The sequence below is a fragment of the Candidatus Binataceae bacterium genome (genome assembly GCA_035650475.1).
Classification (GTDB): Bacteria; Desulfobacterota; Binatia; order Binatales; family Binataceae; genus JAKAVN01.
In genome coordinates this window covers 157,525-181,667 of sequence record DASRHP010000012.1, presented here as the reverse complement: position 1 = coordinate 181,667, position 24,143 = coordinate 157,525, and the positions used below count along the sequence as shown (strand labels likewise).

The following is a 24,143-nucleotide window of genomic DNA, read 5'->3' as shown; positions in this document are numbered from 1 at the left end:
CAGACGGCGCCCGGTCAAGCGCGCGCCCGCCCGCGCCGATTATGCGAAGCCGGCGCGCTGCGGCGCAATCAGCTCAATAGGCCCGACGCACCAGCCAGTGCCCCTTCTCCATCACGCCTGCTCCCTGCAGGCAGAGGTATGCGCCGCCGAGACGGTCGCCCACCGGCACACCGTTGAAGATGCAATCCATCCCGTCGTCCATCATCACCCGCATCGAGAGCAGCCCGTCTCCCATCGTCGCCGCCACCACCCTGCCGCGGTCGTCCTCGTTAAAGCACGGTTGATTGCCATAGCGACACGTGTAAAAGCCGCTGACGTCGGACTTGTCTTGTATCAGGGTGAAACCGATCTTCTGCCGTGCCATGCAGCGCCCGGCCTGGTAGAAAAAAGTGCTGCAGCCGGCAACGGAATCGCCGGCCCATACTCCAGTGACGTCGGCTGACGGTCGCCCGCGAAAGTGCGCCGCCGCAGAACATCCTTGCCCAGCGAACGCCGCGGCCAGCGAGAGTATCGGGAGAAGCCTTATTAACATTAGCTAACTCCGGTCGCAGCGGGCGGGCGAGAATCTCCGGTCTGCTCGAGTTGCTTCAGTCAACGGGCATGGCCACGCGCTGGACGCACGAGTCGGTTTGAAAACTGCGTGCGCGATCGCGTGCGAAGAGCGTCGAGCGCCTGCGGGATTGGCGCGCAGCGTACGGCGGCGGCCGCGCTGTCGGCGACCTGCGGTTGCCGCGCGGCATCAGAATGGCGCTCGCGGAGTGACGAGCGCGCGTGCGCTGGGCCATTCTTGAATCGAACGCGGCGTGCCGCCGAGCGTTGTGCGGCAAGGACATTTATGAGTCGGTCGCCGAGGCTTGAGCGAAACTACTTCTCGCGCGGACCGGTCTGTATTTCGCGATCACAAGTTCAATGCCAAGTGGCCGGGTGGCGGCCGTCGGACGACATCGCGCATGTAGGCGCCCGAAGTCTGACAACAGACGAGTCCATCGCGTCGCTTGCACAGAATGCGACTGTAGCTCAGCAATTGCAGCAGAATATTTGTCAGAACGTCCTTCAATTAGCGGCTGCGTATATTTGGGTAAGCTGCTGATCGGCAAAATCGCGCGACAATTATTTGCGCCCGCTGACGGCTTGGGGGCAAACTTAGCCGGAGTGTATAACCTGCCTGAAAAGACTTTCGCCCCTGCCGCCGACGTGATCCAGGGGCGACGAAGTTTGTGGCTGTCTCCTTTGGAGCCATCCCGGCGCTGCCATCGACTACATCGCAGCGACCGCTTGCTTTATGCGGAGCCTGGCCGCGAGCCACAAAATCAAAGGCGTTTGCCTGCCCCAGATGGGTTGGCAACGTTACAAATAATGTATATGGTTGGTGCCCCGGTGCATCTTGTTAAACCCGAATTGCGGGATCTCTCGGGCGAAACTTTGATCGATCACCCGTTCGTCCGATGGCATTGCGCTTGCTGTCCGATTGCTATCAGACACGTCAGCTCACTGGACAGGCTGCGAGATTGGGGCGCGAGGCGGACCGTCTGGGGGGAGGTCCGCCGGCGCCGAATTTGCAACCCAGTGCAGAGCGCGCTCAGCGCGAAGATTCCGAGGTCGGGGCCGTGAAAGCGGATTCTTCAAGCGGCAACAAAGAGCATAAGGCGCAGCCCGAGCGCCAGTCGGCCGCGGCCGAGCTGTGCGACGTCAAGCGCGCGTCGTCGCGCGTGCTGGTGATCGACGACGAGCCCGACGCCCGCACCCTGCTCAGGCTGATCCTCGAGCCCGAGTACGAGGTTATCACCGCGGCTTCGGCCGCAGAGGTACGCCGTCTGCTGGAGGATCGCTCGAAGCCGATGGATCTGGTCTTGATGGACCTCAGGCTGGAGGGCGAAGAAGACGGCGTGGCGCTCACCCGCGAGTTGCGCGCCGAGGAGCGCTGGAAGGACGTGCCCATCGTTGCGATGACGGCATACGCCAATACCGAAGACGTGCAGAACGCGCTCGCGGCCGGATGCAACGAGTACGTCCCAAAGCCTTTCTACCGCAAACAGCTTCTCGCGCTGATCCAGCGGCTGATCGGCTGACCGCCGACTGCCCAGCGCGCCGCCGGGATGCGAAGCGCGAGCCCCCCGCAAACGGCCGCGACGCGCGTTGCGACACCGGTCGCCGGCTGGCGCGGTGTCTGCGCCTTCCCGTAACGATGAGGCCGGAAAATGCGCGGCGCTGAGCTGCTGCACGATCCCCGTCTGAACAAGTCAACCGCCTTCAATGCGGCCGAGCGCGAGGCGCTGGGGCTCCTCGGGCTGCTGCCCGAAGGTATCGAAAGCGCCGAGCGCCAGGTCGAGCGCGTGTTCCAACAACTGTCGGGTAAGCACAGCGATTTAGAGCGCTACCTTCATCTCGCCGCCCTGCGCGAGGAGAACGAAACGCTCTTCTTCCGGGTTTTGGCATCCGACCCCGCGCGGCTTCTGCCGCTGGTCTATACGCCGACGGTCGCAGAAGCGTGCCTGAGATACGGCGAGGTCATGGGGCGTCCGCGCGGCCTGTACGTTTCGATCAATCGCAAGGGGCGCGTGCGCGAACTGTTGCGCAACTGGCCCGAGCGCGACGTGCGTTTCATTGTGGTCACCAGCGGGCAGCGCATCCTCGGACTCGGCGACCTCGGCGCCAACGGCATGGGGATTCCCATCGGCAAACTCGCGCTGTACACCGCGTGCGCGGGCGTGCCGCCGGCGGTCACGATGCCGGTGATGCTGGATTGCGGAACCGATAACAAGGAGTTGCTGCGCGATCGTTTCTACCTGGGACTGCGCCAGCGCCGGCCGCCGGCCGCCGAACTTGACGAATTTGTCGAGGAATTTGTGGCCGCGGTGCAACAGGAATTTCCCGATTGTTGCATCCAGTTCGAGGACTGGGGACGCGCCGACGCCTTCCGGCTGCTCGCGCGCTACCGCGAGCGCGTCTGCTGCTTCAACGACGACATCCAAGGCTCCGGCGCGGCGGCGCTCGCCGGCTTGCAGAGCGCCATGCGCATCACGGGCGGTCGGCTCGCCGAACAAACGCTGCTGTTTCTCGGCGCCGGATCCGCAGGGGTCGGAATCGCCGAAGTACTGGTCTGCGCGATGGCCGCCGAGGGTCTGTCGCGCGAGGCCGCCCGCGGGCGGATCTGGATGTTCAACCGCAACGGGCTCATCCAATCGGCGCGCGGCGACCTGGCCGATTTCCAACGGCCTTATGCGCACCCGCACGCGCCGGTGGCCGACTTTGCCGCCGCGATCGAGGACCTGCGGCCGAGCGTGATCGTCGGCGTCAGCACGGCGGCGGGCGCTTTCGACCGGCGCGTGATCGAGACGATGGCGCGCATCAACCGCCGGCCGATCATCTTCGCACTTTCCAATCCGACCTCACGCGCCGAGTGCACGGCGCGCGACGCCTATCAATGGTCCGAGGGCCGAGCGATCTTCGCCAGCGGCAGCCCGTTGCCGCCCGTCAGCATCGCCGGCCGAACTCTAGTCCCAGGCCAGTGCAACAACATGTACGTCTTCCCGGCGATGGGACTGGCGGTGTACGCGACCCGCGCGCGGCGGATCACCGACGAGATGTTTGTCGCCGCGGCGCAAGCTGTCGCGGAGCGGGTGACGGCTCGCGAACTCGACGCCGGCCTCATCTATCCGCCGCATTCGGCGATGCTCGAAACCGAGACCCACGCGGCGCGGCGAATCGCCGAGGTTGTCTTCGCACGGGGTCTCGCGAGAGTCGCGCAGCCGAGCGACCTCGGCGCCTTTATCGAATCGCAGATGTACAGGCCGGCGTACGCGAGCCTGGTCTGATTCGCGCTGACGGCTAACAGGCAAAGGCGAACGCCCACAATCCGGCGCCGCCGCCGACAAAGGCGGCGACGACCGCCAACGCGACCCGCCATCCCATCTGCCGGCTGCCCAACGCCAGTGCGATCAGCGGCTTGATCAGCGTGTTAACTGCCGCCGCGATAAGCGTCGCGGCCGCCGCGGCGTCGAGCGCCAGATGTCCCTGGCTCCCCATCGCGGCGCACGACAGGCTCATCGCGTCGACGTCCGCGAGTCCGGCGATCGCCGCGAGGAGGTAGAGGCCCTGGCTGCCCATCCAGGCGTCCGCCCCGCGCGCCAGCAACATGACCAACGCCAGCAGCGCCCCAAACTGAAGCGCAATCTTCAGGTCGAGCGGATTGCTAAGCTCACGCTCGCCGCCGCCACCGTGCTTCTCGGAATCCGCGTGGCGCGAGAACCAGGCCGCCACCGCAAACGTCAAAACCGACGCGAGCAGCAGCGGCCAGGCGAGCGCGGTCGCAAGCGGCAGCCAGACAAACCCGATAATCAAGAGCATTCGCGGAAACATCATCGCGCTTGCGGCGGCGATGCCCGCGGTCAGCAGCCCCGGCGCGGGCGGCTCGTCATGCGCGTGGCGCGCGAGGCTGACAGTGACCGCGGTCGAGGAGACCAGCCCTCCGAACAGCCCGGTGAACAGCACGCCGCGCCGCTCGCCAAGCGTCTTGATCGCGAAGTACCCGATGTAAGAAATCAGCGCGACCAGCACGACCATCCACCAGATCCGGTACGGATTGATCGCCTGCCACGGCCCGAATCCCCTGTCGGGCAGCACCGGCAGCAGTACAACCGAGATCAGCAGCAGACGCAGGGTCGCGAGCAACTCGGAGCGCTCGATGCGGCGGATGATTTCGTGCAGCTCCGGCTTGAACCCCAAAAGCAGCGTCACCACCACCGCCGTCGAGGACGCCGCCGTGAGCTCGCCCTCTCCCGCTAGTGCGCCGAGACAGAAGGTGAGCAGCGCCGCGACCAGGCCAGTGATGCTCACGTCCTGCTCGCGCCAGCGCTCGCGCCAATAGCCCAGCGCGACGAACAGGCTCACCGCGACGGCGAGCACCGCGGGCAGCCATGCGGTGCCGCCGCCAACTACCGCGGCCACGCCGCCGAGAAGCCCGATAATGCCGAAGGTGCGAAAGCCGGCGGCGCGCTGTCCTTCAGGAAGCTCGCGCCGCTCCCATCCGCGCTCCAGCCCGATCAGCAACCCGATCGCAAGCGCCACCGCCAGACGCACCAGGAGGTGAAGGTTGTTATTTGCGCCCACGCGTCCGCTCCCGCGTCTTATCCTACCGCGCCCACCGCCGCGCGGCAGATTTTGAATTTGTGTCAAGCCACAGCAGCCAGGCGGGGGTTGGCCGCCGGAGCCGAGGAGGCCGTCGGCGCCCACGGCTCCGGTCAGCGACGCTCGAGGGAGAAACGTCGCTCAACGTTGCGAGGATATCAGGAAGGCCGCCGCGCCCTGTCCGAGTCGGAAAACAGCGGTGGCCCGTTGTACGTTCGGCGCTGACGGAGCGCGCCGCGAAGATAGCCGGGTTCGATATCGAGCACCTTGCACACGTGCTCAAAAGAGAAAAACGAGCGCTCTCCCTTTCGGTTGATCCAGTCCTCGGCATCGCGGAAAAGCGCCGCGCGACGCGCGTCGGAATCGGCGCCTCCCAAGTAGCGGTTCAGCGCGCCCTTGAGCACTCTGAAGGCGAGCAGGCGCTCGCCCGCGAGCGCGTCACAGCGATGCAACAGCTCCAGCATCTGCACCGCGAGAAACGACTGAGGGGAGAGGCTTTCGCGCGAAGCATTTGCCGAAGCTGCCATCTTCTCACCCGATCCGTGTTGCCTACTCGGTCTTTTCCTGAGTCCTATCCAGGCTCGGTTCAGCAATAGGTGTGCCGCGCGAAAACTGGAGCGTTTCCCCTGGGATCTCACGCGCAAGCCGGCCAGGCGCCGACGGAGGCAATAGGCCAGCTCGCGAAAGTGTGGAGTTCGGCATCCCCATCGGGGCATCGGCGCCCCGATGTTGACGGCGCATCCGGACGCAGCTTTGGAAGTGCGAACTAGCTGTCCGCGGCGGGATAACCGATCGGCATCAACGCGACCGGCCGCCAATCGCGTCCGATGTCCTTGCGGAAGATTTGGCGCACCGCGTCCTCGTCGAACGCGCCGACCCAACACGCGCCAAGGCCCGCGCCGACCGCCTGAATCCATGCGAAACTCGCCGCGATCGTCGCGTCCTGGAGCGCGAAAAGTCCCCTGCCCCGCTCACCGTATTTGGCTGCTGAGCGCTCTTCGACCGCCCAGAACACGAGGACGACCGGCGCCTCGGCGATGAATCCCTGGCCTATCGCTGCATGGACGAGCCGCGCTTTTGTTTCTTCATCGGTGACGACTGAGACCTCGCGCGCCTTGAGTCCGCCCGCCGAAGGTGCGCAATCGGCGGCGTCGAGGATTTCGCACAACTGCTCGACGCCGAGCTTTCGCCTCTGGAAATTTCTTATCGAACGCCGGCGAGCCAAAACATCGAGCATCGCGATCTCTCGCGCCAGGCACCGCAGCAGGAATAGCGCGACACCAAACTGCGCCTACGCGCGCGCCAACGCGCCCGTTGTCAGTTCAGGGCGTCCTCCCGCACCAGTGAGATTTTGTCGGCGGCGTCGTTGAAGAAGTAACCCGAGCCGCCCTGGCTCGCGATCGTCAGCAGCAGCGCCGGATCGCGAACCTGGATTCCGCCGAGCACATTGACGCCGCTTTCGAAAAAGGGCGGCGCCCACAAAGGCGCGGTCGGGCCCGCCATCACGCGCCGGCGCGCGAGCAGCGAACTTTCCAGGATAAAGTCGATTCCACCCTCGACCAGCGCGGCGCCCGAGATAATCACCACACTCGCGTGGCGAAGGGTATCGGCGGTTTCCTCGCGCGAAACCCAGAACTGCCGTTCATCGGGCTTGAGCGCGTTGGGATGGCTGTCGATTATGCGCAGCGTGGCGACTTTGCCCTTGAGCGCCTTAATGAACGGCGCAAACGCCCCCACCATCGCAACCCGATCGTCCGCCGCAATTCCCGCCGCCTGCAACGCGTCGCGCCCGGGCTGCGCCTTTCCGCCGGGCACGCCGTAACGTTCGAAGGCAAGCGCCGATAGCGCGTTGAGCGTGGCGACCCCGATCGCGCGACGCAGCGGCGACTCGGCGAGCGCAAACTCGGCCAACTCCCATGCGCGCCGCCCCAGCATCCGTCCCGCCGGCGGTGCCGAGGCCGCCGTGCTGGGACAGCATACGGTGTCGTTCACTCCGCGCGGCGTGAAGGCCACGCCAGCGTGCCCGCTGGAGACCTGCGCACCGCTGTAAAAGACGCCGACCCGTACGTCGTGGACGAAGAGCTCCTGATCATTCAGGAGCTGCCGCAAATTTGAAATCCACTTTTCAACCAGCATGATGTGTCTGACCGAGACTACTGATCCCTCCGAAGGCCCCGATGCGTCCGCGTGCATCAGACTTCCGCCGCGCAGGACGCCACTGGCCGAATCAAACTGCATGGACCGTGCCGGAATCACCCCGCTGCGCACTTTCCTATTCTATAATGGAACGGAATATGCTCGATGCTCGTCGCGAATGGCAAACGATTCGCAAATCGCCCCGTCACCTGCCGCGCTGAGGCTCGTGTTCGTCGGCGACGTGATGCTCGGCAGGATGGTCAACGACTTGCTGCGGCGGGTCGCGCCGGAGTACCCGTGGGGCGACGCGATGGCGCTGCTGCACAACGCCGACTTGCGGATTTGCAACCTGGAATGCGTAATCGCCGACCACGGACGGCCGTGGTCGCGAACTCCCAAGGCCTTTCACTTCCGCTCCGACGCGAAGAACGTCGCCGTGCTGACCGCCGCCGGGATCGACGCGGTATCCATTGCCAACAATCACGTGCTCGACTTCGAGTACGACGCGATGCGCGAGATGCTGGAGCTGCTCGACCACGCCGGAATCCAGCGCGCCGGCGCGGGTGCGTGCCTTGACGAAGCCAGGCGCCCGGCAATTTGTACGGTGAAGGGCGCAACCGTCGCGCTATTTGCCCTCACCGACAACGAGCCGCAGTGGGAGGCCGGGCCGCACAGCCCGGGCGTCCTCTGGATGCCGATCGACGTGAACGACGAGCGGGCGGCGCGGCTCTTTGCGGCAGTGCGCGAAACGCGCCCGCAGACCGACCTGGTCGTTGTCTCGGCGCATTGGGGGCCGAACTGGGGCTACGAGCCGCTCGCGGCGCACGTGCGCTTCGGCCACGCGCTCATCGATGCGGGCGCCGACATCGTCTTCGGCCATTCCGGCCATGTCTTTCAGGGCGTCGAGCTCTACAAGGGGCGCCCGATAATGTACTGCACGGGCGACTTCATCGACGACTACGCGGTCGATGAGGTCGAGCGCAACGACGAATCATTTGTCTTTACGCTCGAGATGGAGGGTGCGCGGATGAGGCGGATGAGCCTGCGCCCGACGGTGATCATCGATTGTCAGGCGCGGCTCGCACGCGGCGACCGGGCGCGGGCCATCGCGTCCAGGATGGCGCGGCTATGCGAGCGGCTGGGTACCCCGGCGCACTGGCTTGCAGCTCAGGCGATCCTGGAAATCCCCGGCGCCTGACGGGTTTGTTGCACATCCGCTCCTAGAGCCGGCGCGATGCCTGTGCGCGGGCCGCGCCCAGCCATACCTTTTTCAAATCCTTGGGCAGCTGGCTGAAGATGTCCCAGGCCTCGCCCTCCTGCCCGGTAGGGCTCTTGAGCAGAGTTTGGAGCGCGCCGAACACAACCCGCACCGCGCGGGCGGCGTCGCTCTCCGCGATTTCTGCGCGCTCGGAGACCCGCCTGACGAATTCAGCCTTGTGGATGCGGCTGACTTCGCGGCCGGGCGATTCGAAGGAGGCCCACAGGCTCTTCAAGCGCCCGGGCAACTGCGCGCCGGCGTCCGCCGCCTCCTTGGGCGTCAGACGATCGTGCAGTTCATGAAGCACTGCCGAGATGATCTTGAACGCCGCCTCGTGATCGACGCCCAATTGGTCGGCGACGGTGCGGATGAATCTTTCCTCTTCCATGGCTCACCTGCGTCCTATTTGTAAGTTTGGCCGCGCTTGGCGGGCGGCTTCGGCGCGAATTCCGTCTCGCCCGCCTCGGGTGCGAACGGAATCGGCGCGAGCGCATGGGGACGCGGCTGAGAAACCGCGCCGAGAATTTCCGCGACCTCGGTACTGCGGATTGCGCGGCCCCCGCCCGCCCGCCGCTCGCGCTCAGCCTCCAGGGCGATATCGCTGAGCGAGATCATACCGACGAGCTTGCCGTCGCTGTCGCACACCGGAAGCCTGCGCACCTTGTTGTCGCGCATCAGCTTTTCCGCCGTGACCAGGTCGTCTTCGGGCGCGCACGACACCACCGGCCGCGCCATCACGTCCTGCACCTGGATCAAATGCAGCGTGCGTCCTTGGGTGTAGGCGCCCATGCAAATGTCACGGTCGGTGATGATCCCGACCACGCGGCCGTTGCGATCGACCACCGGCACGCATCCGCAATCCCGCTCCCACATGATTCGCGCCGCCGCGTTGAGCGAATCGCTAGGCGCGCACGACGCCACTTCACGCTTCATCAGTTCCCACACTTTCATGTCCGCAATGGCGAGCACGAATTATGCCGCCGGCGCGGCCTGCCAACGCGAGTTACACGCCGTCCGCGCGAGCTTCCTCCGCAGGCTACGGCGCTGCGCTTGCCCCTAATCGGGCCACCTGTGTCAAAACTGCCCACACGGGAACGGATACCCCGTCAGTCCTTTGGCGGTCGCCCGCACTTGGCGCGCCGCTTGCTGGCCAGGATACGTCGATGGACCCGATCATCTTTGCCGGTTCGGCCAACCTTCCGATGGCGGCGGCGGTCGCCGAGCATCTCGGGCTCACCCTGGGCAGCCGCGCGCTCGCTCGTTTCCCCGACAGCGAGTTTCGCGTCGAACTGAACGAGAGCGTGCGCGGGCGCGACGTTTACCTGATCGAGCCGAGCAGCCCGCCGGTGGAGGAGCGGCTGTTCGTGCTGATGATGCTGGCCGACGCCTGCCGGCGGGCCGGTGCCGCGCGCCTGACCGCCGTAATCCCCTACCTCGGTTACGCGCGCCAGGACCGACGGGCCAACGGCCGCGACCCGGTGGGTGCGCGGCTGGTGGCCGATCTGCTGCGCGCCGCCGCGATCGAGCGCGTGGTCGCCGTCGACCTGCATACGGCTGCGCTCGAAGGCGTCTTTGCGATGCCGCTCGAGCATCTGAGCGCCGTGCCGATGCTGGCCGAGGCGGCAGCGGCTGCGGGGGTTCCCGCGAATTCGGTGGTCGTGACACCCGATCTAGGCGCGGTAAAGCTGGCGCAGCGATGCGCCCGGCTGCTGAAGATGCCGCTTGCGATCGTCAGCAAGATGCGGGTCAGCGGCGAAGAAGTGGAGGCGCGCGGCGTGGTCGGTGACGTCCGCGGCCGCCCAACCCTCGTGATCGACGACATGATCACCACCGGCGCAACGATCGCGGCGGCGATTAACGCGCTGCGCGCGGCCGGTGCCGACTCCGAGGTGACGGTCGCCGCGACGCACGGGCTTTTCGTGGGCCCCGCCCGCGCCCGGCTGAGCGCTTTCGGCGTCAGACGCTTCATCGTTACCGACAGCGTCACACGGCCGCCGGACCTCGGGCTGCCGCTTGAGGTGGTAAGCGTCGCTCCGTTGCTCGCGGAAGCGATTAAACGGCTGCACACGGATCGCTCGCTTAGCGAGCTGATAACGCACGCCTGATGTGCGCCCGCAAGACGCCATGAACAGACAGACAACGGACCAAACCAAGGTCGTCATCCCGTCGGACTCGGTGCGCCTGGAGGGCGAGCTGACGGTCCCGCCGGATGCGCGGGTGATCGTGCTGTTCGCCCATGGCAGCGGCAGCAGCAGGCTCAGCCCGCGCAACCAGTTCGTCGCCCGCGCGCTCGAGCAGGCCGGGGTCGGCACCCTGCTCTTCGACCTGCTCACCGAGGAGGAGGCGGCCGATCGCGAAAACGTCTTCGACGTCGACTTTCTTGCCCATCGGCTCGGCGATGCGACGAGATGGCTCAGGGCAAGGCCGGAGGCCGCAGCATGCGCGCTGGGGTATTTCGGCGCCAGTACCGGGGCCGCCGCCGCGCTGATTGCTGCGGCACAGGATCCCGCGATCTGCGCCGTTGTTTCGCGCGGCGGCCGTCCCGACCTTGCGCTGCGCCATCTGGCCGCCGTCACCGCCCCCACCCTGCTCATCGTGGGCGGCAACGACTACGGCGTGATCGAGCTGAACGAGAAGGCCTATCGCCTGCTCCGATGCGAGAAGGCGCTCAAGATCGTGCCCGGCGCGACCCATCTGTTCGAGGAGCCGGGGACACTGGAGCAGGTCGCGCGACTCGCAAGCGAGTGGTTCGTACGCCACGCCAGCGCGAAACCCGCGCGCGGCCATGCGCCGCTGCGCGAGCCGGTGATGTTCGCCGACCGCGAGGAGGCCGGGCGGCTGCTCGCGGCGGAGCTTGCTTCTTTTAAGGGCGCCGACACTGTCGTGTTAGCGATCCCGCGCGGGGGACTGCCGGTGGCGCGCCAGGTGGCAGACGCGCTCGGCGCCCCGCTCGATATCGTGGTGGTGCGCAAGCTGGGTGCTCCGGGCGAGCCCGAGCTCGGCATCGGCGCGGTGGTCGACGGCGACCATCCGCGCGCGATCTTCAATCAGGCGGTGATCGAGCATCTCGGCGTCCGCGACAGCTACATCCAGGCCGAGATCGAGCGCCAACTGAAGGAAATCAAGCGGCGCGAAACCGCCTATCGCGGCGGACGCGCGCCGGTCGCGCTCACCGGCAGAACGGTGATCGTTATCGACGACGGCATCGCAACCGGCTCCTCCGTGCGCGCGGCGCTGCGCGGCGTGCGCCGGCTCAAGCCCGCGCGGCTGGTGCTCGCGGTGCCGGTCGCGCCGGCCGAAACGATCGAGGCGCTGCGCGGCGATGCCGACGAGATCATATGCCTTGCGACGCCGCCCGACTTCTTCGCCGTCGGCCAGTTCTACCGCGATTTCCATCAGATCGACGACGATGAGGTCGCGCGTATCCTCGCCGCCCGCCCCCGCGCGCACTCTCAACCCGCGCGCTGAAGCGGGGTGCAGCGCTCGCGCCGTCACGCATGGCGCGTTAGGCGTAAACCTGCGAACCCGGCCGCTCCCAAATACGGCCGGCGCATGCGTCAGCGGACGTGTAAGCGGCCAGCCGCTAGTCGAACTCTTCGCCTTCGCTCTCGGCGATGATCACCGTGCTGGCGCCTTCACCGGCCTCCTGCTCTTCTGCTTGCGCCTCTTCCGTTCCCTCGGCCAAGAGATCACGGATCTCACGAAGGATCTCGCGCATGTCGGCGGAGATTGTGATCAATTGCGCGAGCCCGCCGGCGAGTTCGTCCCGGCTTGCCGCGGCTTGTGCAGCGGCCCTGTCGGCTGAGTCGGGCCGCGGCCTCGTCGCCCGCTTCACGACGCGCGGCTTGGCAATCTTCGATGGTTTGCGGCTGGCCAGCTTGATTTTCTTCTTCATTGTTTCCTCGGCTTTTGAAGCAATCCCGGCGAATATTCGTTACAGGCGCAAACGACGTGCCGAGCGAGCGAACGATAAACAGCCCACGAAATGGGAACCTGTATCCATCGGAGCCAGAATTTTAGAAATCGTGCGTCCGTCGGAGGCAGACGGTATGCCACAATGTTGGCACGTTGAGTGCTGCCCCTGGCATAGCTCGCCTGACCGTGGAGGCAGTATGGCTGACAACCTGTTTCACAAGATTCTCTGCCCGGTTGACTTCGACGAAAATTCGATGGCGGCACTCGAACTTGCCGTAAAGGTTGCGGCCCAGAACGACGCCCCGCTGTGTCTGATGCACGTCGTGCCGTTTCCGCTGGCGGCGAGCGAAATTGGACCGCTGCCCACTGAATCGCAGCCCGTATGGGAGCGCGGTGCGCAGGCGCGGCTGGAGGAGATCGCGCGCGAGAAGGTTCCTGCCACGTTGCGATGCGAGGTCGTCGTCCGCAGCGGGCAACCGGTGGAGGTGATCGTCGGCGCGGAGACTGAGCTGGGCGTCGATCTCGTCGTGATGGCAACGCACGGGCGCAGCCGTTCGGCGGTCGGGCATTTTTTCCTCGGCAGCGTGGCTGAGCGCGTGGTGCGCGAGTCGCTTTGTCCGGTACTGGTGGTACCGCCGCGCTAACGCTTCGCAAAGGAACGCTAATCCTATGAAACCGCTTCCCCATATCTATGAAGTCAAGCTGGCAGGCGGACCCAAAGGCTACGCCGCCGTCGCGGCGGCCGGCCTCGGCGAGCTGCGCACCGCCCCGCCGCCCGAATTCGACGGCCCGGGCGACGCATGGAGTCCTGAGCAACTCCTGATCGCCGCGGTCGAAAGCTGTTTCCTGTTCACGCTGCGCGCGGTCGCCGCGGCGTCAAAGGTGGAGTTCACGGCGCTCGAGCTTGTCGGTCAGGGCAAACTCGAGCGCAAGGAGGGGGTGACGCGCTTCACCGAAATCGTGCTGCGTCCGCTGCTGACGCTGCCCGCGGGCGCGGACGCCGCGGCGGCTGAGCGCGCGCTCGACAAGGCGAAGCGGGCGTGTTTCGTTACTGCATCGCTCACCGCCACCGTGCGGATGGAGCCGGAAATCATGGTTGCGGACGGCGGTGTCGCAAGCTGAGCTTAGCGTTCCCGCCGCGCGAATCCGACACAAGGAGTCCTGGACGAGGCTACTGACATGCAAGCAAAAGCCACACGGCCGGCGCCGGTCAAAACCACCAAGAAGGCCCGCGGGCTGATCCGCAGCCTCAACCGCAGTTTCGTGCGCGACGACAAGAGCCCGCGCGTCGTGCGCAAGAGCGCGCAGCCCGAGGAATACACGGTGTGTGCGCGCTGCGGCGCGATGTATATGCGCAAGACCTGGCGCCACGACCACAACCTGACCGAGGACATGCTCGAGCGCCGGCGCTGGGGTTTCTGCCCCGCCTGCGAGCAGGTCAGCCGCCTTGAAGCGCAGGGCCGGCTGATAATCCGCGGCGCCGCCGCAGCCGCCCATCGCGACCTGATCCGCCGCCGGATCGAAAACGCCGCCCGCTACGGAATGAAGACCCAGCCCGAGCGGCGAATCGTCTCGATCGACACCATCGAGTCCGACGGCGAGGCGCTCGAGGTGCTGACCACCTCGCAGAAGCTGACCCATCGGATCGCCCACGAGCTCAAGAAGCTCTTCGGCGGACGGACCTCGTACAACTGGAGCGACGATGGCACACTGTTCGCCACCTGGGAGCTGGAGCAGCTCAAGGGCAGGAAGGCGAAGAAGCCCGCGGCCGCTGCCCGCTGACGGTGCGGCGCGCGCGCGCTAGCGTCCGGTGAAGCGCGGCGCGCGCTTTTCCTGGAAGGCGCGGATGCCTTCCTTGAAGTCGTCCGAGTGCGTCATCACCCCGATCGACTCGTTCTCCTCGACGATCGCGGTGGTCAAATCGGTCAGCAGGTGATGGTAGATCAGCCGCTTGGCGTGGGCGACGCCCAGCGGGGAGCAGCTCGTCGCGATCTCGCCCGCCATCTCCAGCGCCGTCGGCATCAGTTGCTCGTGCGGGACAACTTTGTTGACCAACCCGATGCGCAGCGCCTCCTCGGCGTCGAGCAGGCGGCCGGTGACCGCCAGTTCAAGCGCGTTGGCCAGGCCCACGATCCGCGGCAGCATCCAGCTCGCGCCGTGCTCGATCGCCAGCCCGCGGCGCACGAAGATGAGCCCCATGCGCGCGCGCTCGGAGGCGATCCGGAGGTCGTGATAGAGCGCGGTGGTGAAGCCCATCCCCACGCACGCGCCGTTGATCGCGCCGATCACCGGCTTGTGCAACCCCACGATCCATGAGAAGCGCTGGCGGAAGTCGGTGCGCGTCTCGCCGGTGCCGGCGACCTCGCCCGAGACCGCCGCGCCGGCCGTCTCGCTGCCCTCGGCGATGCGATTGAGCGCGCCCATATCGGCGCCCGCGCAGTACGCCTTGCCCGCGCCGGTGACCACGATCGCGCCGACGTTGTCGTCGCGGTCAGAATCGAGCATCGCTTCGCGCAGCTCGGCTTCCATCCGGCCAGTCCACGCGTTGAGCCGGGCCGGGCGATTGAGCGTGATCACCGCGACCCGGTTGGCTTTCTCATAGATTATCTCTTCGAAACTCATCGGCTTGTCCTCCGCCGGCGATGCGGCCGGGACCGATCAAAGCACTTCATGCGAGCGAAATCTAACGCGCCGAGCGAGGCGCGCGCTTTGCCGATCGCGCCGCCCTGCGCGCTCAGCTTTCCTTGCGTAGATGACGCTGTTAGAAAGGCGGAGCATGTCGTCCGCAAACGTCCGCTCCGTCGCCGCGACCAGACGCCGCGTGCGCGCGTTGATGCTCGGCGCGCTGCCGCTTGTATTCGTTCTCTTCGCGCCCGCCGCGCGGCCCGCGCGCGCCGCCCGGGCGCGCCACGCGATGGTGGTGGCGGAGAGCGCGCTCGCCGCGCATGCCGGGGTCGAAATCCTCGCCCGCGGCGGCAACGCGATCGACGCCGCCGTCGCCACCGAACTCGCCGTCGGCGTCACCAACGCCGCCTCGTGCGGGATCGGCGGCGGCGGCTTCATGCTGATTTACATCGCCAAGACTCACCGCTTCTACGCGCTCGACTACCGCGAGCGCGCCCCGATGGCGGCCAGCGCCGCGATGTACGTGCGCAACGGCAAGGCCGACGAGGAGCTGGCGCGCACCGGGCCGCTGGCCGTCGCCGTCCCAGGCGAAATCTACGGCCTGGACGCGGCGCTGAGGCGCTTCGGCACGATGAATTTCTCGACCGTCGCGGCGCCCGCGATCCGGCTCGCCGAGCGGGGCTTCCCCGCCTCGCCGCTTATCGTGCGCGACGTAACCCGCGTAGCGCCGGTGATCGCCAAGGACCCCGGGCTCAAGGCGACCTTCATGAACGCCGCCGGCGAACCGCCCAAGGTTGGCGACATGTTGCGCGAAAGGGCACTCGGCGCGACGCTGCGCTCGCTCGGCGACGATCCGGTGGCGCATTTCTATCACGGCAGGGTGGCGCGCGAGCTCGTCGCGTGGATGAAGGAACACGGCGGGATCATCACGGCCGACGACCTCGCGCGCTACCGGCCGGTATGGCGCACGCCGCTCCACCGCGGCTACCGCGGCTACGACGTCTGGACCATGCCGCCACCCGCGTCGGGCGGGGTCGTGCTCGAGATGCTGGGGATGCTCGGCGCGGCGCCGCTCGCCGGGCTGGGGCTCAACTCACCGCCCTACCTCGCGCGGCTGGTCGAAGTGATGCGCGAGGGCTTCATCGATCGCGCGCACTACGCCGACCCCGCATTCGTCCATGTGCCCATCGACGAGCTGCTCTCGCAACGCCATATCGACGCAGCGCTCCAGCGCGCGCTGCATCGCGGCGCCCAGCCGCATCTGGCGCCCGCCTCCGATCACGGCACCTCCAACCTGCTGGTCGCCGACAAGGACGGCAACGTGGTCGTCGCGACCACCACGATCAATACCATCTTCGGGGCCAAGGTGATGGTCGCAAAGCTCGGCCTCGTCCTCAACGACGAGATGGACGACTTCGCCACCGCGCCGGGCGTCGCCAACGTGTTCAAGCTGATCGGGGTCAAGGCTAACGAGATCGCGCCCGGCAAGCGTCCGCTCTCGAGCATGTCGCCGACGATCGTGACGCGTGGCGAGCGGCCGGTGCTCGCGCTGGGTGGATCGGGCGGCCCGACCATCATCACCGGCGTGCTCCAGGTCGCCCTCGACGTGCTCGACTTTCACCTCGCGCCGACGGCGGCCGTCGCCGCGCCGCGCGTGCACCACCAAGCGTCGCCCGCAACCGTGTTGGTCGAATCCGCGATGCCGGAGGCGACACGCCAGGCGCTCGCGCAGATGGGCTATCGGCTCAAGGTCCTGCCCCAACTGTACAGCGCGGTGGGTGTGATCACGCTCGCGCCCGGCGAAATGCACGGAGCCTTCGATCCGCGCAAGGGCGGCGGCGCCGAAGGGATGTAGGCGGCGCCGCGCAATGGGCTGCGCGGCCACGCGCCCCACGGTACACTTGAGCCCCGTGTCCGAGCCCGCGACCATCGAGACCGCCTCACCCGCGCCCGCTGCGCCGTTTTGGCACGGAGCGCCCGCGACGCTGTGGCACTCGCCGCTAATCCAGGCGCTCGCGTTGGTCACGCTGGCGGCGGCGATTTTCTTCTTCCATCTCGGCAGCTACGGCCTGTGGGAGCCCGACGAGGCGCGCTACGCCGAGATCGCGCGCGAGATGCTCGCCGGGGGCGGATGGGTCGTGCCGCATCTCAACTACGTCCCCTACGTCGAAAAGCCGCCGCTGCTCTATTGGACGGGGGCGCTGTGGATGGCGCTGCTTGGAGTCAACGAGTTCGCCGCGCGCCTGACGCCGGCGCTCGCGGCGATTTTCGGCGTGATCGCGACCTGGGGCTTCGTGCGGCGCACGATGGGTGCGGCGCGCGCGTTCCTGGCCGGCGCGATCCTCGCCACCTCGGCGCTGTACGCGGTGATGGCGCAAGTGCTTACGACTGACATGCTGCTGAGCGCGACGGTCACGGCGGCGATGTTCGCGCTGTACCTGCATTGGCGCGAGGGCGGCCGATGGTGCTGGCTGGGATATGGCGCGATCGCGGCGGGAGTTCTGACCAAAGGCCCGGTCGCCATCGCGATTCCCGTGCTCGCGTTCGCCACCTTCCTGTGGTGGGAGGGCGAGCTGCGCGGCGCGCTCGGCCGTTTCCACGCTCTGTCGGGCGGCGCGATGGTGGCGGCGCTCGTCGCCCCGTGGTTCGCCGTGACGGCGGTGCGCGAGCCCGGCTTTATCGACTTCTATTTCGTCGGCGAGCATCTGCGACGCTTCTTCCAGCCCAGCTACAGCCACGGCGAGCCGTTCTATTACTACCTCCCGGTGGTGTTGGCCGGGATGATGCCGTGGACACTGTTCGTTCCATTCATCGCGTGGCGCGAGCTGCCGCGCACGCCGGTCGGCCGCTTTTGTATCGTGTCTGCCGCGGTCGTGCTCGGGTTGTTTTCGGCGGCAAGCGCCAAGCTCATCCCGTACATCCTGCCCGCGATGGCACCGATCGCGGTGCTGCTCGCCGACGGAATTGTAACGCGTATCTTCGCGAACGACTCCGCCGCCGCACCCGCGTCGGAGCGCGCACCGGCGGCGCGAGCGCCGCGCTCGTTTGTTGCGGTGGGCGCGGCGTTGATCGTCCTGGGAACCGCCGCGATCGGCGCTGGATTGCTGGCGCCGATCTTCAAGAGCCCCTACGTCGCGCTCGCACGCCCCGCGCTCTATGCACTGGGCCTCGTCGGAGTCGCCGGCGGCGCGCTGGTCGGCGAGTTGTTCCAGCACCTGCGAGCCGAAGCCGGGTTGGCGGCACTCGTGCTCGTGGCCGCGTTGGGGCTCGGCGCCGGCAGCTACGCCCGCCTGGAAGCGGAGCCGTTACGCTCGTACGCCGCGCTCGCGCGCAAGGTTGCCGCGCACGCTCCCGACGCGACGCTGATCTGCTATCCGCGCTACGTCCAGGCATTGGCGTTTTACACTCATCGCCGCGTGATCCTGGTCGGCGCGCAGACCGAGCTCGCCTTCGGCGCCGCGCACGCCGCCGATGCGGACCGCTTTTTCTTCCATAACGAGAACGACGTGCTGCGCTTGTGGAATATGCCGGGCCCGGTGGTGCTGGTGATCGACGAGCGCGAGCTGCACCGGCTGCGCGAACGGCTCGGCGACTACGTGATGATCGGCGCCGAATGGCACAAGCGCGCGATTCTCAAAATCGCGGAGCCGCGCTATGCAAGCTGAACCCGCCGCCGGTCAGGCGCGAACTTCGCCCGGCGCGCCCACACCTGATCTCGCGGGAGCGCCGCCGCGCGCCAAGCAGCGACGCCATCCCGTGTTCGGCTTCGCGCTGCGCATCGGCGCGGGCGCCGCCATCGTCGCGCTGCTGCTTTGGCACTACGACGCGCGCCCGATCCTGCATCAGCTCGCGCGCGAGCGGCTCGGTTTCTTCTGCGCCGCGATCGCGCTGTACGTCGGCGGGCAGGTGATGTCGACTTTCCGATGGCAGCTGCTGGGCTCGCTGCTCGCCATCCCGTCGCCGTTCATCGAATACCTCGCCTACTACTTCATCGGGATGTTCACCAATGTATTCGTGCCCGGACTGGTCGGCGGCGACGCGCTGCGCGCGCTCTATCTCGGCCGGCGCCATCAGCGCCTCGGTGAGGCGGTCGCCTCCGTGATCGCCGACCGCGGAGTTGGGATGGTGGGACTGTTCTGGCTATCGGCAGCGGCCGCGGCCGGGCTGAGCGCCGCGGTGCCGCCCGCCGTGCGCGGGCCCACGATCGCGGTCGGAGTGCTTGCGCTCGTCGGCTACGCCGCCCTGCCGCTCGTCGCAAAGCTGGCCCGGCGCATGCCCGAGCGAATCGCGGCGGTCGCGCTGACGGTCGAGCCGTATCTCGGCCGGCCGATGGCGATGCTGCCGGCTGTAGGGTTGTCGGTCGCGCTCCAGCTCTCGCTTGCGGTTTGCCAATGGCTGCTCGCGCGCGGGCTGGGGCTCGACGCGCCGCTTGCGCTGTTCGTGCTCTGCGTACCGATTGCCAACGTCTTCGCAAGTCTCCCGCTGACCCTCAACGGGCTCGGCCTGCGCGAGACCGCCTACCTGATGCTGTTCGCAAAGGCGGGGCTCGGCCATTCCGATGCGATTGCGCTGGGGCTGCTATGGTTCGCGGCGACCGCGCTCGGCAACCTGACCGGGGTGATCGCCTTCGTCCTGACCGAAACGCCGCCGCTGCGCGCAAGCTGAGGACTCGTCGGTTCGACGGGAGGCGCTCGACGGGCGCCCGCGGTGTCAACCGTCTGCGCCGGCGGCGCCTTGGCCGGGCGCGCCGCGCCGATGATAGACGAGGTAGTAGAGTAGCGGCACGACGATCAGCGTGAACGCGGTCGAGGCGAAGATTCCGAAGATGAATGACCATGCGAGCCCGGAGAAGATCGGATCGAGCGTGATCACCGCCGAACCGAGCATCGCGGCGCCCGCGGTCAGCGCGATCGGCCGCAGGCGGATCGCGCCGGCCTCCAGGATCGCCTCCTCCAAGCTGAGCCCGCGCGCAAGGCCGTGATGGATGAAGTCGATGAGGATGATCGAATTGCGCACGACGATTCCGGCCAGCGCGATCATCCCGATCATAGCGGTCGCGGTGAAAAACGTGGGATCCGGGTAGCCCGCCACCGGCCGGTTGGTGAGCAGGTCGAGGATGAAGAAGCCGGGCATGATCCCGACCATGGTCAGCGGAATCGCAGCCATGATGATGAGCGGCATGGCGAGCGACTCGGTCTGCGCAACCAGCAGCACGTAGATGAAGAACAGCGCGGCGCCGAAGGCGATTCCAAGATCGCGAAAGACGGTCAGCGTGATGTTCCATTCGCCCTCGCCGCTCCACTCGATGGTGTAGCCGGCCGGCAGCAGCGACGCGGTGTGGCGCTGGAGCCACAGGACTTCGTTGACCGGGCTCACCCCCGCCGTGTCCGCCATCACCATCGCGACCGGCCGCAAATCCTTGCGGTAGATCGGCTGCTCCTCGAGCGTGCGGCGCAGCCCGCCGAGTTCGCCCAGCGGCACCATCGCGCCGTCCGCGCCACGCACCCTGATCGCGGCGAGGCTTTCGAGGCTGGAGCGCGCCGCGCGCGGCATGCGCAGTTCGATCGCCAGCGGATTGCGCTCGGTCGCAGTATGGACGGTCGCGACGGCGTCACCGCCGAGCATCAGGCCGAGCGTCCGCGCGACCGTCGCGGTGCTGACCCCGTGGAGCGCGGCCTTCTCGCGGTCGAGCACGAACAGCACGCGCGGCTGCGCGGCGACCGAAAAGTCGTCGGTATCGACCAGGCCGCCGGTGCGAGCGAAGATGCGGCGCAGCGCGCGGCCGTAGGCGATAAGCTGCGCGTATTCGGCCTCGGGCGGACCGTAGATCTCGGCGACGATGGTTTCGAGCACGGGCGGCCCCGGGGGCATCTCGACGATCTTCAGCTTGGCGCCGTGTTCGCGCGCGATCGCCTCCAGCGGCGGCCGGATTCTAAGCGCGATCTGATGCGAGGACTGCGCGCGCTCGCCCTTGGGCGCCAGGTTGACGCGGATATCGGCCTGCCACGGCGCCCGCCGCAAGTAGTAGTGGCGCACCATCCCATTGAAATCGAACGGCGACGGTTCGCCGCTGTAAGACTCGAAGCTGGTGACTTCGGGCACGCGCGCGAGCAGCGCGTCGAAGTCGCGCACCGCGGCGTCGGTCGCCTCCAGCGGCGTCCCCTCGGGCATGTCGATCACCAGTTGGAGCTCGTTCTTGTTGTCGAACGGCAGCATCTTGACCGGCACCAGACCGGACACCACCAGCAGGATCGAGAGGGCGAACGCGCCGCCCATCGCGAACAGGAACAGCCGCGCGCGCCGGCGACTTTCGAGCAGCGGGCGCAGGATGGCGCCGTACCATCGGCGGACCGTCGCACCCTCGTCGGCGCGCTGCTGGCCGTCACCGCCGGGCGCGTATTCGCGGCGCAGCAGGCGATAGGCGGCCCATGGCGTGATGGTGAAGGCGACAACCAGCGACATCAGCATCGCCAGCGGCACGTTGAACGGCATCGGCCGCATGTACGGCCCCATCATCCCGGTCACGAACAGCATCGGGATGAACGACGCGATTACGGTGAAGGTCGCCAGGATGGTCGGCGGGCGGACCTCGTCAACCGCGATCAGCGTCGCCTCGCGCGGGGGATGGTCTCCGAGGCGGAAATGGCGATGGATATTCTCCACGTCGACGATCGGGTCGTCCACTAGCAGGCCCAATGACAGGATCAGCGCGAACAGTGTAACCCGATTGATGGTGTAGCCGGCGAGCAGGTTGCCAACCAGCGTGATCGCCAGCGTGATCGGCACCGCAATCGCCACGATCAAGGCCTCGCGCACGCCCAGCGAAAAGGCCAGCAACCCGACAATGATCGCAACCGCGATCATCAGCTCGCGCACCAGCTCGTTGACCTTCTCGTCGGCGGTCTCGCCGTAGTTGCGGGTCACCAGCACACCGACGTCCGAGGGGATGGCCACGCCCTTGAGCGCCTCGACCCTGGCGATCAAGCCCTCGGCGACGGCAACCGCGTTGGTGCCGTGGCGCTTGGCAAACGCTAGCGTGACCGCCGGGTAAAGCCGTCGCGGCTCGCCGACCGACGTCAGCTTCAACTGGCCGCGTTCGGTGAGCAGCCGCTCGCGCGCGGGGCCGAAACCGATCGCGGTATACGCAGCGGGCTCGGCGGGGCCGTCCATAACCTGCGCAACCTCCCGCAGATAGACCGGATGGCCGTTGCGCACCGCGACCACCAGGTTGGCGACCTCGCGCGAGCTGGTGAGGAACGGACCACTGTCGAGCACGTACTCGCGGTTGCCATGCGCAAAGCTGCCGGCGCGCAGATTGGCATCGGCGCCGCGCAGCGCCCGCGCGATCTCGAGCGGAGCCAGCCCGTGGCCGGCCAGCCGCTCGGGGTCGAGCAAGACCCGGACCTGGCGCGGCCGCCCGCCCACCACGAACGAGCGCCCGGTGTCCGGCACCTCTTGCATCCGATGGAGAATCTCGTCGGCGACGCGGCGCAGCGCGGCATCGCTGTGAGTCGCGCTCCACAGCGTCACGGTCAGAATCGGCACGTCGTCGATCCCCACCGGCTTGACGATCCATCCGCTCACGCCGGGCGGCACCGCGTCGCGGTTGGATTCCAGTTTGTTATAGATCTGGACGAGGCTGCGGATCTTGTCGTAGCCGACGCGAAACCGGACCGTGACCAGCGCCATCCCCGGCCGCGAGACCGAGTAGAGGTGGCGCACGCCCTCCATCTCCCACAGGCGCTTCTCAAGGTTGCTGGTAACGAGGTTTTCGACCTCGGCCGCGCTCGCCCCCGGCATCTGCACGATGATGTCGGCCAGCGGCACCGAGATCTGCGGGTCCTCCTCGCGCGGCGTGACCCACAGCGCGACCACCCCCGCCGCCAGCGAGGCCAATAGCAGCAGCATCGAAAGGTTCGAGCCCAGGAACAGATCGACGAAGCGCGCCGTCAGCCCGAGCTTCTCCGCACCGCCGCTCGTGTTCATCGGACCGCCGCTTGGGTGTGATCGAGGATGACACGGTCGCCCTCGTGCAATCCGGCCAACACCTCGACGCGCGCGCCGAGCCCGCGCCCGAGCGAAACCATCCGGGTCTGGATCGTCCCGTCAGCATCGACCCGAACGGTGTCGAGCTGGCCGATCCGCTCAACCGCCGCGCGCGGCACCGTGAGCAGCGTCTGGCTGCCCGCGGCGAACGACGCCCGTGCGAACATCCCGGGGCGCAGATGGCCTCTGCCGGCCAGCGGGGCGCGCACCAGGAAGCTGCGGCTGGCTGGGTCGGCCGCGGGAACGATTTCGCTCACCTGCGCATGATAGACAGCGCGGGCGGCGTCGACCCTGACGTCAAGCGGCGTACCGACCGCCAAATAGCGCGCGAGATCCTCGGGCACTGCCAGTTCCACGCGCAGCGCATTGTTGTCGTATAGCCGCACCAGCGGTTTGCCCACGAGGGCCATGTCGCCCGGCTCGACCAACCGCTCGACGACCACGCCCTCGACCGGCGAGCGCACAACGGTGTAGACAAGCGCCGCGCGCGCCGCGCTGACGGCGGCCGCGGCCTGCGCGGCCCTGCCCGCGGCGCTTCGGTAGGCGGCTTCGGCCGCGTCGCGCTCGTGCGCGGTAACTGAACCGCGGCTGAAAAGCGCCGCGAAACGCTGGTGATCGGCGGTGGCGCGCGCCAGTTCGGCCCTGGCCGCCGCAAGCTCGCCCTCGGCCTGCGCGACTTTGGCGCGGAGCTCCGCGGCGTCGAGCGCAACCAGTATTTGGCCCCGGCCTACGCGGTCGCCGGCGCGAACTTTCACTTCGGTCACGCGCGCGGCCACGCGGCTTGCGGCTTCAACCGGCATCCGCGACTGGACCGAACCGACCACCTCGTGGCGCAGCGTTATCCGCTCGCGCGTCACCGTGCCGAGCGGCCGGTTGGGCGTCTGGTCGGCTTGTCGGCTGAGCAATCCCGGCTGAAGCTTGCCGCCTTGGACCACGCGCAGCGCGATCCACAGCAGGGCAAGGCAGGCCGCGGCTGTCGCGGCCAACCACCAGCGGCGGCGGCTGAAGCGCACGATAGCCAGCCGATTCGTCATCG

The 24,143-nt window shown here is 67.5% G+C and carries 22 protein-coding genes; 11 read left to right on the top strand and 11 right to left on the bottom strand.

Annotation, left to right across the window (positions count from 1 at the left end; genetic code table 11):
- Window positions 1–73 precede the first annotated feature (73 nt).
- The gene (locus tag VFB33_12405) at window positions 74–364 is read right to left on the bottom strand and encodes a hypothetical protein (GenBank protein ID HZO82486.1); all 291 of its coding nucleotides are present in this window, start codon (window positions 362–364) and stop codon (window positions 74–76) included.
- A 1,243-nt stretch (window positions 365–1,607) separates the two neighbouring features.
- On the opposite strand from VFB33_12405, the gene VFB33_12400 reads away from it, so the two are divergent.
- Window positions 1,608–2,069 (top strand): response regulator, encoded by a 462-nt coding sequence (locus VFB33_12400; protein ID HZO82485.1) that lies wholly within the window; start codon window positions 1,608–1,610, stop codon window positions 2,067–2,069.
- Window positions 2,070–2,198: 129 nt separating this feature from the next.
- Window positions 2,199–3,815 (top strand): NAD-dependent malic enzyme, encoded by a 1,617-nt coding sequence (locus VFB33_12395; protein ID HZO82484.1) that lies wholly within the window; start codon window positions 2,199–2,201, stop codon window positions 3,813–3,815.
- A 13-nt stretch (window positions 3,816–3,828) separates the two neighbouring features.
- Here VFB33_12395 and VFB33_12390 read toward each other — a convergent pair whose 3' ends face one another.
- The 4 genes from VFB33_12390 to VFB33_12375 all read right to left on the bottom strand — a co-directional run bounded on the left by VFB33_12390 (window position 3,829) and on the right by VFB33_12375 (window position 7,236).
- Complete coding sequence (locus VFB33_12390; protein ID HZO82483.1) at window positions 3,829–5,109, bottom strand: DUF4010 domain-containing protein; 1,281 nt, start codon at window positions 5,107–5,109, stop codon at window positions 3,829–3,831.
- A 176-nt stretch (window positions 5,110–5,285) separates the two neighbouring features.
- Window positions 5,286–5,720 carry a hypothetical protein gene (locus VFB33_12385; GenBank protein HZO82482.1) on the bottom strand — a complete coding sequence of 145 codons (435 nt, stop codon included), beginning with the start codon at window positions 5,718–5,720 and terminating at the stop codon, window positions 5,286–5,288.
- 173 nt (window positions 5,721–5,893) lie between these two features.
- Window positions 5,894–6,364: a nitroreductase family protein gene (locus tag VFB33_12380; protein ID HZO82481.1), complete on the bottom strand. Its 471-nt coding sequence runs from the start codon at window positions 6,362–6,364 to the stop codon at window positions 5,894–5,896.
- Between the two features lie 80 nt (window positions 6,365–6,444).
- On the bottom strand, window positions 6,445–7,236 hold the full coding sequence (locus tag VFB33_12375) for a DUF364 domain-containing protein (protein HZO82480.1): 792 nt from the start codon (window positions 7,234–7,236) through the stop codon (window positions 6,445–6,447).
- 205 nt (window positions 7,237–7,441) lie between these two features.
- Here VFB33_12375 and VFB33_12370 point away from each other — a divergent pair, with 205 nt between their 5' ends.
- The gene (locus tag VFB33_12370; GenBank protein ID HZO82479.1) at window positions 7,442–8,461 is read left to right on the top strand and encodes a CapA family protein; all 1,020 of its coding nucleotides are present in this window, start codon (window positions 7,442–7,444) and stop codon (window positions 8,459–8,461) included.
- A gap of 22 nt (window positions 8,462–8,483) precedes the next feature.
- Here VFB33_12370 and VFB33_12365 read toward each other — a convergent pair whose 3' ends face one another.
- On the bottom strand, window positions 8,484–8,909 hold the full coding sequence (locus tag VFB33_12365; protein ID HZO82478.1) for a DUF2267 domain-containing protein: 426 nt from the start codon (window positions 8,907–8,909) through the stop codon (window positions 8,484–8,486).
- A 14-nt stretch (window positions 8,910–8,923) separates the two neighbouring features.
- The gene (locus VFB33_12360) at window positions 8,924–9,454 is read right to left on the bottom strand and encodes a CBS domain-containing protein (GenBank protein HZO82477.1); all 531 of its coding nucleotides are present in this window, start codon (window positions 9,452–9,454) and stop codon (window positions 8,924–8,926) included.
- A gap of 230 nt (window positions 9,455–9,684) precedes the next feature.
- On the opposite strand from VFB33_12360, the gene VFB33_12355 reads away from it, so the two are divergent.
- Together VFB33_12355 and VFB33_12350 are read left to right on the top strand one after the other, a co-directional pair.
- A complete protein-coding gene (locus VFB33_12355) occupies window positions 9,685–10,626 on the top strand; it encodes a ribose-phosphate pyrophosphokinase (protein ID HZO82476.1) in 942 nt (313 codons plus the stop codon).
- A gap of 19 nt (window positions 10,627–10,645) precedes the next feature.
- Window positions 10,646–11,989 carry a phosphoribosyltransferase family protein gene (locus tag VFB33_12350; GenBank protein ID HZO82475.1) on the top strand — a complete coding sequence of 448 codons (1,344 nt, stop codon included), beginning with the start codon at window positions 10,646–10,648 and terminating at the stop codon, window positions 11,987–11,989.
- 115 nt (window positions 11,990–12,104) lie between these two features.
- Here the strand turns inward: VFB33_12350 and VFB33_12345 are convergent, their stop codons facing one another.
- The gene (locus tag VFB33_12345; GenBank protein HZO82474.1) at window positions 12,105–12,416 is read right to left on the bottom strand and encodes a hypothetical protein; all 312 of its coding nucleotides are present in this window, start codon (window positions 12,414–12,416) and stop codon (window positions 12,105–12,107) included.
- 217 nt (window positions 12,417–12,633) lie between these two features.
- Here VFB33_12345 and VFB33_12340 point away from each other — a divergent pair, with 217 nt between their 5' ends.
- Genes VFB33_12340 through VFB33_12330 form a run of 3 tightly spaced genes read left to right on the top strand, consistent with a single transcriptional unit; the run spans window position 12,634 to window position 14,218 of the window.
- Window positions 12,634–13,080, top strand: coding sequence for a universal stress protein (locus VFB33_12340; GenBank protein ID HZO82473.1), 447 nt, complete (start codon window positions 12,634–12,636; stop codon window positions 13,078–13,080).
- A gap of 25 nt (window positions 13,081–13,105) precedes the next feature.
- Entirely contained in the window at window positions 13,106–13,558 is a 453-nt protein-coding gene (locus VFB33_12335; protein ID HZO82472.1) for an OsmC family protein, read from the top strand.
- Window positions 13,559–13,615: 57 nt separating this feature from the next.
- Window positions 13,616–14,218 (top strand): hypothetical protein, encoded by a 603-nt coding sequence (locus VFB33_12330; GenBank protein ID HZO82471.1) that lies wholly within the window; start codon window positions 13,616–13,618, stop codon window positions 14,216–14,218.
- Between the two features lie 18 nt (window positions 14,219–14,236).
- Here VFB33_12330 and VFB33_12325 read toward each other — a convergent pair whose 3' ends face one another.
- A complete protein-coding gene (locus tag VFB33_12325; GenBank protein ID HZO82470.1) occupies window positions 14,237–15,058 on the bottom strand; it encodes an enoyl-CoA hydratase-related protein in 822 nt (273 codons plus the stop codon).
- A gap of 154 nt (window positions 15,059–15,212) precedes the next feature.
- Between VFB33_12325 and ggt the strand changes: the two genes are divergently transcribed.
- The 3 genes from ggt to VFB33_12310 are packed head-to-tail and all read left to right on the top strand — an operon-like array spanning window position 15,213 to window position 19,726.
- On the top strand, window positions 15,213–16,916 hold the full coding sequence (ggt, locus tag VFB33_12320) for a gamma-glutamyltransferase (protein HZO82469.1): 1,704 nt from the start codon (window positions 15,213–15,215) through the stop codon (window positions 16,914–16,916).
- 55 nt (window positions 16,917–16,971) lie between these two features.
- Window positions 16,972–18,726: a glycosyltransferase family 39 protein gene (locus VFB33_12315; GenBank protein ID HZO82468.1), complete on the top strand. Its 1,755-nt coding sequence runs from the start codon at window positions 16,972–16,974 to the stop codon at window positions 18,724–18,726.
- Entirely contained in the window at window positions 18,716–19,726 is a 1,011-nt protein-coding gene (locus VFB33_12310; protein ID HZO82467.1) for a lysylphosphatidylglycerol synthase transmembrane domain-containing protein, read from the top strand. The genes VFB33_12315 and VFB33_12310 overlap by 11 nt, the downstream gene beginning before the upstream one ends.
- A gap of 45 nt (window positions 19,727–19,771) precedes the next feature.
- Here the strand turns inward: VFB33_12310 and VFB33_12305 are convergent, their stop codons facing one another.
- Window positions 19,772–23,047: an efflux RND transporter permease subunit gene (locus VFB33_12305; protein ID HZO82466.1), complete on the bottom strand. Its 3,276-nt coding sequence runs from the start codon at window positions 23,045–23,047 to the stop codon at window positions 19,772–19,774.
- Entirely contained in the window at window positions 23,044–24,141 is a 1,098-nt protein-coding gene (locus VFB33_12300; protein HZO82465.1) for an efflux RND transporter periplasmic adaptor subunit, read from the bottom strand. The genes VFB33_12305 and VFB33_12300 overlap by 4 nt, the downstream gene beginning before the upstream one ends.
- Window positions 24,142–24,143 lie beyond the last annotated feature (2 nt).

Bases quoted from the DNA above. Each gene is read 5' to 3' on its own strand.
- VFB33_12405 (HZO82486.1), bottom strand. From the start codon at position 364: ATGGCACGGCAGAAGATCGGTTTCACCCTGATACAAGACAAGTCCGAC.
- VFB33_12395 (HZO82484.1), top strand. From the start codon at position 2,199: ATGCGCGGCGCTGAGCTGCTGCACGATCCCCGTCTGAACAAGTCAACC.
- VFB33_12380 (HZO82481.1), bottom strand. From the start codon at position 6,364: ATGCTCGATGTTTTGGCTCGCCGGCGTTCGATAAGAAATTTCCAGAGG.
- VFB33_12370 (HZO82479.1), top strand. From the start codon at position 7,442: ATGGCAAACGATTCGCAAATCGCCCCGTCACCTGCCGCGCTGAGGCTC.
- VFB33_12365 (HZO82478.1), bottom strand. From the start codon at position 8,909: ATGGAAGAGGAAAGATTCATCCGCACCGTCGCCGACCAATTGGGCGTC.
- VFB33_12360 (HZO82477.1), bottom strand. From the start codon at position 9,454: ATGAAGCGTGAAGTGGCGTCGTGCGCGCCTAGCGATTCGCTCAACGCG.
- VFB33_12355 (HZO82476.1), top strand. From the start codon at position 9,685: ATGGACCCGATCATCTTTGCCGGTTCGGCCAACCTTCCGATGGCGGCG.
- VFB33_12350 (HZO82475.1), top strand. From the start codon at position 10,646: ATGAACAGACAGACAACGGACCAAACCAAGGTCGTCATCCCGTCGGAC.
- VFB33_12345 (HZO82474.1), bottom strand. From the start codon at position 12,416: ATGAAGAAGAAAATCAAGCTGGCCAGCCGCAAACCATCGAAGATTGCC.
- VFB33_12340 (HZO82473.1), top strand. From the start codon at position 12,634: ATGGCTGACAACCTGTTTCACAAGATTCTCTGCCCGGTTGACTTCGAC.
- VFB33_12335 (HZO82472.1), top strand. From the start codon at position 13,106: ATGAAACCGCTTCCCCATATCTATGAAGTCAAGCTGGCAGGCGGACCC.
- VFB33_12330 (HZO82471.1), top strand. From the start codon at position 13,616: ATGCAAGCAAAAGCCACACGGCCGGCGCCGGTCAAAACCACCAAGAAG.
- VFB33_12325 (HZO82470.1), bottom strand. From the start codon at position 15,058: ATGAGTTTCGAAGAGATAATCTATGAGAAAGCCAACCGGGTCGCGGTG.
- ggt (HZO82469.1), top strand. From the start codon at position 15,213: ATGTCGTCCGCAAACGTCCGCTCCGTCGCCGCGACCAGACGCCGCGTG.
- VFB33_12310 (HZO82467.1), top strand. From the start codon at position 18,716: ATGCAAGCTGAACCCGCCGCCGGTCAGGCGCGAACTTCGCCCGGCGCG.
- VFB33_12305 (HZO82466.1), bottom strand. From the start codon at position 23,047: ATGAACACGAGCGGCGGTGCGGAGAAGCTCGGGCTGACGGCGCGCTTC.
- VFB33_12300 (HZO82465.1), bottom strand. From the start codon at position 24,141: ATGACGAATCGGCTGGCTATCGTGCGCTTCAGCCGCCGCCGCTGGTGG.